Source organism: Rhodopila sp. (assembly GCF_035548235.1).
In the GTDB taxonomy this organism is placed as follows: domain Bacteria; phylum Pseudomonadota; class Alphaproteobacteria; order Acetobacterales; family Acetobacteraceae; genus Rhodopila.
Map to the genome: position 1 here is coordinate 1 of NZ_DASZTJ010000240.1, position 5,763 is coordinate 5,763.

Consider the following 5,763-nt stretch of genomic DNA (forward strand, 5'->3'; position numbering starts at 1 on the left):
ATGACCGGGCTGGCGGACGCGCTGATGATGGTCGGGCTGCGCTATGGCTCCGAACAGGCGGCGGCGCGGGCGGCGTATTGGGCGGGGCTGATCAGCCGGGAGGCCTACCTGGCCTCGACCGAGCTGGCGGCGGAGAAGGGGGCGTTCCCGCTGTTCGACCGGGCGGCGTACCTGGCCGGCGAGACCGTCAGCGGCCTGGACGACGACGTGCGCGCCGCGATCGCGCGGCATGGCATCCGCAACGCGCTGCTGACCTCCATCGCGCCGACCGGGACGATCTCGCTGGTGGCCGACAACGTCTCCAGCGGCGTGGAGCCGGTGTTCGCGCTGGCCTATACGCGCAAGGTGCTGCAGCCGGACGGCACGCGGATCGAAGAGGAGGTATCGGACCACGCACTGCGCTGTTTCCGGGCGCTGCACGGCGACGATGCGCCGCTGCCCGATTATTTCGTGACCGCGCAGGACCTGACGCCGGCGGAGCATGTGCGGATGCAGGCGGCGGTGCAGACGCACGTGGACAGCGCGATCTCCAAGACCGTGAACGTTCCGGCCGATATCAGTTTCGAGGCGTTCCAGGCGGTGTACCTGGACGCTTATCGCAGCGGCTGCAAAGGCTGCACGACGTACCGGCCGAACGACGTGACCGGGTCGGTGCTGACGGTGGCGGCGCCCGCGCCCGCGCCGGGTTCGGCTCCCACCCCCTGGGCGTTGATCGAGCGGGCGGAGCGGCTGCGCGGCGCGACCTATAAGCTGCGCTGGCCGGACAGCGAGCACGCGATGTACGTGACCATCAACGACGTCGAATTGGACGGGGTGGTCCGGCCGTTCGAGATCTTCGTCAACTCCAAGAACCTGGAGCACTACGCCTGGGTGGTGGCGCTGACGCGGATGATCAGCGCGGTGTTCCGCCGGGGCGGCAACGTCGCGTTCGTCGCCGAGGAGTTGAAGCAGGTGTTCGACCCGCGCGGCGGGCAATGGAGCAACGGCCGCTACGTCCCGTCCCTGGTGGCCGCGATCGGCGACGTGATCGAGCGGCACATGATCGAGATCGGGTTCCTGGCGCCGGTGGAGACGTTGGGGACGAAATCATCCCTGGTTGCCCCCTCGACAGCCACGCCGGCGATGGCGGTGGGCCCGCTATGCCCCCGCTGCAGCCAGCCGGGGCTGGTGCGGGAGGCCGGGTGCCTGAGCTGCGTGCATTGCGGCTGGTCGAGGTGCGAGTAGGGGGGATGAGCGCGGCGCCGGCGCCTGTCCGTCATGGTCGGCGAAGGCCGACCGTCCACGACTTCCGGTGTTAGTGGCGAGAAAGTCGTGGATGGCGGGCCTGCGCCCGCCATGACGGGAAAGACGCGCCGAGGGGACGCCGGGGCTACCCCCGCGGCCAGTTGTAGACGCGCCGCAGCGACCCGCCCATCAGCGTCGCCTTGTCGCTGGCCGACAGCCGGTCGGTCAGCTTGAACGGCTCGACGCCCTGCTTATAGGTCAGGAACGCCACCGCCCGCGTCCAGTCCGTGCCCCACAGGCAGCGGTCCAGGCCGAACGCGTCGAAGATGCGCGCCAGCGGGTCCCAGATGTCGGGATACGGATAGGGCTGCTGCGCCAGCGTGCCGGCGCCGCTGATCTTGATCGCGACGTTCCTGTGCTGCGCCAGCGCGATCACCGCCGGGACGTCGGCCCAGGGTTCGGCGGGCTTGGGCGGCTCGAACGGCTGCTGCAGGCCGATATGGTCGATCACCAACTGCGTGTCGGGATTGGCCGCTGCCAGCGCCTTGGCCTGCTCCAGCCGGCCCCAGGCCAGCAGGTTCACCGGCAGCCCATGCCTCGCCGCCGCCTGCAGCACGGTGCGCAGGCCGGGGTCGTTCGGATCCTTGGTCTCCCGGTTCAGCATGATGCGGATGGCGACCGTGCCGGGCGTCGCCTTCCAGTCCGCGATGGTCTCGGCGACCTTGGGATCGGTCGGATCGACCGGTTTCACCAGGGCGAACTTCGTCGGGTATTTCTTCCAGACCTCCAGCGCGTAGCTGGCGTCGAAGCGATACAGCGCGAACGGAGACACCAGGATCGCACCGTCTACGCCGACATCGTCCATGGCCTTGACCATCTGGTCGCCGGTGACTTCCTCCGGGCCGTGCAGGTGGGCAGCCCAGGGGCGGGCCGGGGTGTTCTTCTCGTAGCAATGCACCTGGGAATCGTAGATGGGCATTGGTTCGGTCTCCGTCTCAGGGTTTGGTCAGGCGGTACACGCGGGCGGCGGTGCCGCTGAACAGGGCGGTCTTTTCCGATGTCGACGCGCCGGACGCAATCCGTTTGAAGGCGTTCCACAGTTCCGTGTAGCCGCCGGACTGCTTGTCGGGCGGGAAGTTGCTTTCGAACATGCAGCGGTCCGGGCCGAACGCCTCGATGCAGGGTTCGATATACATCCGCCACGCGGCGGCCAGGTCTTCCGATCCGGGCGGGGTGTCGCGTTCATGGAAGTCGAAGCCGAAGGAGGTCATGCCGACGCCGCCCAGCTTGACGTTGACGTTGGGGCACTTCGCCAGTTCCTTGATGTTGGCGAGCCATTTGGCATGTTCCTCGGATCGTTTGCCACGATACGGGCCGACGCCCAGCACGCCGCCGACATGGTTGAGGATGATGGTGGTGTCCGGGAACGAGTGTGCCAGGTCGATCGCGTCGGGTAGTTGCGGATGATACTGCCACGACTCGAAGGAGAGGCCCAGGGGCGCGAGTTGCTTGAAGCCCTCGCGCCAGGTTTTGTCCATGACGGCGTGCTGCGGCACGCGGCGGGAGGCATGGCCGCCCACGACCGGATCGGCGTCCCAGGCCACGCCGTAGCGGATGCCACGGAAGCGTCCGCCTCCTGCCGCGATTTCCGCTTCCAGGGTTTCTTTGACGCGGCTGCCGAGCGCGAGGTCGGCCCAGCCGATGATGCCCTCGGCGACGCGGCAGGGGCCGTAATTGCCGGATGCGCTCATGGCGGCGATGCCGTTGACGAACTCGATCTCGCCGACGGGGGCGAGTTCGGGGGGGCCGTCCTTGCGGTACATGGCCTGGCATTCGAGGAAGACGGTGGCGACGATCTTATGTTCGGTGCCGATGTCGGCGAGGAGGTCCTGGAGGAAGTAGGTGCCGCGGGCCGGGGTGTCCCAGAAGTGGTGGTGGGGGTCGATGATCGGCAGGTCGGGCTCGAGCGCGGCTTCGCGCGGGCGCTTGGCGAGCCAGGCCTTCAGGTCGGCGTCCTTGCGGTAGACGATGCCGGTGTAGGTGCCGGTGCTGTCTTTGGGTTGTGGCATTTCCGTCCCCTGGTGGTTGTTGGGGGGAGGATGGCGCGGGTTGGGGAGGGGAGTCTAGGCGTAGGTGAGGCACTTGGTCAGCGCGAATTCGCTTGTGTCGCCTATGACATCACGCCTATGTGATATCGATACTTGGTCCAAGCTCAACTTCTGGACTGAGGAGAACGTCCCGGAAGAAGAGAAGGATCCTGAAATTGGCCGCCGAGTTAGACGAAATCCTGAAGTCCGTTGACGAACTTGCGGTTCGGGGGAAGATTTCCCGTCAGCGTGCTTTTGCCGCCTGGTTCGCTATCAACTTCTTTGGCCTAGATGAAGATGATGCGCTTGAAGCGGCAGCGGCAGATGGCGGAAACGATCAGGGAATTGACATTGCTTTCGCCGATGAGACCTCCCAAGAGCTCATCGTCATCCAGGCCCACTGTCCCCAAAATCTTAGGAAGATCACCCCCAAGTCCAAGTGGGATGCGCTCATAGCTTCCCTTCCATTTGTTGCAGATCCAGAAAGCTTATCAGATGCTGGACGACCCGATCTGGCAGAATCTCTTCTCGAAATTAGAAAGATTCATCCCGATTACCCCGTTTCCGTTGGTCTCATAACGCTTGGTCTAAAATCAGACTCTATCGAGGCATCATTGAAGGCCCATGAAAGCCAAGAAGCTTATGAGGGTTTCAATTATTTTTATTTTCCACAGCAGGATATTATCAATCGTTATCGGAGTCTAGTTGATTCAGAGGCTGGCATTCCGGAGGATATTCTACATTTCAGCGGCGCTCATTTCGAAGATAGCGGAGCATATGGGCGCGCCTGGGTTGGATCAATTAGCGCTGCCGAGTTGAAACGACTCCATTCAATCTATCAAGATAGGCTATTCGCGGGCAATGTACGGTTGTTCATTGGCGCGCGAAAGGGGGGCATTAATGAGCAGATCATCAAGACAGCCAAAGAGGATCCAGGTAATTTCTGGGCGCTCAACAATGGCATCACGATTGTGGCGGATACTGCAACACCTGGGAAAGCTAAGGACTCCTCTTCAACTCTGGAGATCAAGCGGTTCAGCATTGTGAATGGTTGCCAGACAACTTCAAGCCTTGTGCGTGCCGATGCTGGCCCGACTGCAAAAGTATTGGCACGAGTTATTGCGGCGAAGGCGACGCTCCGAAACGAGATTGTTCGTTATAACAATTCCCAGAACGCGGTCAAAATCTGGACGGTACGAGCTGTTGACGATATCCAGAACCAGTTACGTCGGGAGTTTTCGGCATCAAATATTAACTATGCTCCCAAACAGGAGGGGGCCCGAAAGACTCGGAATACGTCCATAATTGAATTGGATAAAGTGACGCAATATCTTGCGGCGTCGCAGGAGAGTTTCCTTATACAGGCGATCGACAATAAGGCAGCACTTTTCGACCAACCCTACCAAAAGTTGTTTCGTCGTGGAATCAAAACTCCAGAGGTATACTTGGCATGGTTGACGGGAAGCTTCGCCGATGAGGAGCGGCAGAAGCTCGTGGACGGTTTGGGCGACGATACGAATTCTGGATTGCTTGGTGTAGCAAGCGGTTATTGGATCATCTTTTGTGCTTACAAATTGATGGAACGACTTTCGGATGTGAAGTCTTCGCAGATTACTCTGGAGCGGATGAAGAGCGTAGAATTCTCAAACGCACTTCGAAAATACGTCAAGATGGCGGCCACCATGTTCTACGACGCCGCCGTCGATACCTATGACCGTGAGGAGTATGGTTCCTTCAAAAGCACGTTGCGCTCGGTTAAGTTCTTTCAGCGTATCAATAGCAAAATAAATAGTCGTATCGCGCGTTTGGAGAAGAGGGCCCTTCCTGATCTTGTCGCTGTCTGTCGAACGGCAAAAATTATTAACAATTAGATTGAACTTGCTAACAAAAATGTATGGTTTGCATGATGGTTTTGAATCCTTCTCTAATCAGGAAGGATGACCGATGATCGTAAGCCTTATCCACCAATGTCAGTGACGATAAATGGTCGTTGGTTGTCCCCTATCGGGCGCTGGTCATCGAGGATTCACCGCAGCGAGACTATACGCTTGATTGTGTGCAGTGTGTAGTTCGTTACGGCTTTGAATGGCGGGCAATGCCAAACGATTTGCGGCTATGGTCTGCCGTCTATCAATGACCCGGCATTTGGTTGGCTGCTGACTGCTTCGAGATTTTGACGCAAGATCTGCGAGCCGTGTTGTGAGCCGTCTCCCGTTCATCCAATTTGTATCAATACGCCTCATGTTCAGAAATTACACCATCTAGCATAGAATTTTTCGGAGAGACTCTTATCAGTCCACTGGGCATTTTAACGAAACTATTTCGATATCTGATAAGGTAGTTCAACTCGCCTATACTCCATTCCCCCGCCGGCGGTCCGGCAACACCGGCACCTAAAACCCCATCGCCTGGCTCACATTCAGCACCGTGGTAAATTCCGGACGCCCATCCT

4 protein-coding genes and 1 pseudogene are annotated in these 5,763 nt (G+C 60.1%); 2 read left to right on the forward strand and 3 right to left on the reverse strand.

Going from position 1 to position 5,763, the window contains the following annotated elements; all coding sequences use genetic code 11:
• Positions 1-1,224, forward strand: a pseudogene (locus VHB27_RS19495) (ribonucleoside-diphosphate reductase, adenosylcobalamin-dependent); the annotation flags it as partial.
• Positions 1,225-1,369: 145 nt separating this feature from the next.
• On the opposite strand, the gene VHB27_RS19500 reads toward VHB27_RS19495, so the two are convergent.
• Both VHB27_RS19500 and VHB27_RS19505 read right to left on the reverse strand, forming a co-directional pair.
• Positions 1,370-2,203 carry an amidohydrolase family protein gene (locus VHB27_RS19500; RefSeq protein WP_325603649.1) on the reverse strand — a complete coding sequence of 278 codons (834 nt, stop codon included), beginning with the start codon at positions 2,201-2,203 and terminating at the stop codon, positions 1,370-1,372.
• Positions 2,204-2,219: 16 nt separating this feature from the next.
• Positions 2,220-3,293, reverse strand: coding sequence for an amidohydrolase family protein (locus VHB27_RS19505; protein ID WP_325603651.1), 1,074 nt, complete (start codon positions 3,291-3,293; stop codon positions 2,220-2,222).
• Between the two features lie 194 nt (positions 3,294-3,487).
• Between VHB27_RS19505 and VHB27_RS19510 the strand changes: the two genes are divergently transcribed.
• The gene (locus tag VHB27_RS19510) at positions 3,488-5,182 is read left to right on the forward strand and encodes an AIPR family protein (RefSeq protein WP_325603653.1); all 1,695 of its coding nucleotides are present in this window, start codon (positions 3,488-3,490) and stop codon (positions 5,180-5,182) included.
• Between the two features lie 358 nt (positions 5,183-5,540).
• Here the strand turns inward: VHB27_RS19510 and VHB27_RS19515 are convergent.
• A partial coding sequence (locus VHB27_RS19515; protein WP_325603655.1) for a hypothetical protein occupies positions 5,541-5,763 on the reverse strand: 223 nt, incomplete at its 5' end.